Here is a 2,355-nt window from a genome sequence, read left to right as displayed (position 1 = left end):
GCGCAGTTCGCTGCGCTCGCTGGATAAGTGTGCCCAACAGAAAAACGCTTCTTAAGCGAAAGATAACTTTGCGACACCACCAGTTTCGGCAGCAATCCGGGCCACAAGATCATCCAGCATCATTGCATATATGGCCTCGCACTCATGGGCTGGAGTGAGTTTGGGAAGCTGGGGTGGCGGCGGCGGGCCGATGAAAGCCCTACGCTCATCTTGCAAAAAATCAAAGATTGGACGCGACACGTTAGCCATGTTGCTCGTTTCCTCCCAGTCACTCTGATCGAATTGCTACAACGTGATAAACATCCTTGCTTGCGTTCAGGTTAACAGGGAACCCTAGCTCCTGGAGACGTTCATGAGCCTTTTCTCGAGTTTGGCGTCTAATCGATTGATCTTCAATACCATGGACTTCAATGAACGCGAAACCGGTCTCACCGTAGTGTGCTTGCCCAACTAGATGAAAGTTAAGATGTGGGCTTGCTGCCCTCAACTCGTCTTCGACCTGCCCGAGGGCGAGGGGGCGAGCGAGACGTTCGGTGTGATGGTTGGCCTCATGCACGTTTCTCATGGCTGGTCACTCCGTGCCAAGTTTAATCTCTAGCAAATTTTACAATCGACAATTTTGACAGCGAGGTCTACTCGCGAGCCCCCCGCAGCGAGTGTCCACTTTAAGACACGGCGCTCCAACATAGGCCATTTTTGAAGGGACCCAATGCTTGATACATAAGTGCTTCGGCGAACCCGCCATCAACATCCCTAAAGGCGAAATGGTGTAAATTTATGAAAACGTTTGGACTACACCGCTTATCCGCCACAAAAAGAGACGGCATTGGCACGTAGTTCTTTAACCCTAAAAGACGGCTAAGCTGACAAAGCTGCCATTGATCAGCAATCTCGAATGCCCCATCGTAGCGCAATGATCTATGTGCTGGCATATCCAGAATTTGAGCCGGGCCTGGCCGAGAGTATTAATCGGTTCCGGACAGCTCATGAACCGGAACGAGCTAAGCTCGTGCCTGCACATATCACACTCGTGTTCGGACTAAGGAAGGCGCAGTCACAGAAATTTCTCATATTCTGTGAAGATGTGGCCAAGCATGCATTGGAATTGTCCGTAGAGCTCACGGCAAGCGAGATCGTTTATGATCCCTATGAAAAGACACACAAGCTGTTTCTTCTTAGTTCGACCGGAAGTCGCGCGCTAACCGCACTGCACAAACAGCTCTATAATGGACCACATAGAGCGGAACTGAATCTCGATATCTTCTATCGCCCTCATATGACGGTTGCCACCCACGAGGACCGAACGATTATCGAGCAATTGGATGTGGGCACTATTGGAACTTTGCCATTTTGCGGAACGATTTCGGCGCTACAAGTAGTTAAACATATGGACAATAGGCTACACCGGCTCCGAACCATCAAGCTCGGAATGTAGGAATGGTCTGCGGTCCGCGCCTTCGTTGCGCTGACCGCAGAGGGCCGTTCCGGGATCAGCCGCAGTTCGCCGCCCAACTGATGAGCTGGATAAGTCCAGTGGTAGCTGAGCGACTTTCCAAACCTTCGCTGCAACTGCGGTAAGGATCGTTTTGGCGAACCGATCAATAAAGGTCTTTTTTGGAGGGTCTGCACATATGCGAAGAGGCTGCACATGTGCAAAAATTGCATTTATTTCACTGTAATACGAACCGTATCGCCGTGAATTTTAACTGTTTCTTTCCCCGGTCTGTCCGCGACAAATATTGTCTCGTAAACGGGAGTCCAACCATTGCAGCTACCACTCTTCCGCACCCCCGGTTTGCCAAAGGCAATGTGGCCTGTTTTTAGGGTTGGATCCAGATTTCTCTTGTTTTTTGCAAGATCAGCTTTGCTGGGTAATTGGCCACATTTTCCGCGGGCCCCATGAACTATAGCGGCTTGACCCACTTTAAGTGTAATATTGCTTCTAAATTTTACTTTGTTTGAATTTTCCGCCTGCGCAACTGGAGCGAAGGCCAAAGCCGAAATCCCAACGAACAATGCAACTGATATGGATTTTAAAAACGTCATAGCATCCATTCCTTTATAATTATACTCTAACAATACATGAGAAAAGCGTTTCACCAAACTCTATTTGGCACTGTCGCAAAACCTTTGTTTGATGCTGCCATGAGGTCTGCTTGAAACCCACGGGGTTGTTGAACGTTTTGCCTTATCATGATCTCAGACATTAGCGGCATTGCAGAAATTGGGTAGAGTGGGTTCACACCGGACTTCGGCGGTGCGCGCAAACAAGGGGTAATGTCGCAAAGTTATCTTTCGCTTAAGAAGCGTTTTTCTGTTGGGCACACTTATCCAGCGAGCGCAGCGAACTGCGCG

At 49.3% G+C, this 2,355-nt stretch carries 2 protein-coding genes; one reads left to right on the top strand and one right to left on the bottom strand.

The window, feature by feature from the left end:
* The first annotated feature begins 913 nt into the window (after positions 1-913).
* Positions 914-1,435 (top strand): 2'-5' RNA ligase family protein, encoded by a 522-nt coding sequence (locus tag Q1A06_RS20860; RefSeq protein WP_299568041.1) that lies wholly within the window; start codon positions 914-916, stop codon positions 1,433-1,435.
* 230 nt (positions 1,436-1,665) lie between these two features.
* On the opposite strand, the gene Q1A06_RS20855 is transcribed toward Q1A06_RS20860, so the two are convergent.
* Positions 1,666-2,100, bottom strand: a complete 435-nt coding sequence (locus tag Q1A06_RS20855) for a hypothetical protein (RefSeq protein ID WP_299568040.1) — start codon at positions 2,098-2,100, stop codon at positions 1,666-1,668.
* Positions 2,101-2,355: the final 255 nt, after the last annotated feature.

The sequence above is a fragment of the uncultured Sulfitobacter sp. genome (assembly GCF_947497275.1).
Classification (GTDB): domain Bacteria; phylum Pseudomonadota; class Alphaproteobacteria; order Rhodobacterales; family Rhodobacteraceae; genus Sulfitobacter.
Note: the sequence above shows the minus strand (reverse complement) of the source record. Positions and strands in the feature narration are given on the sequence as shown.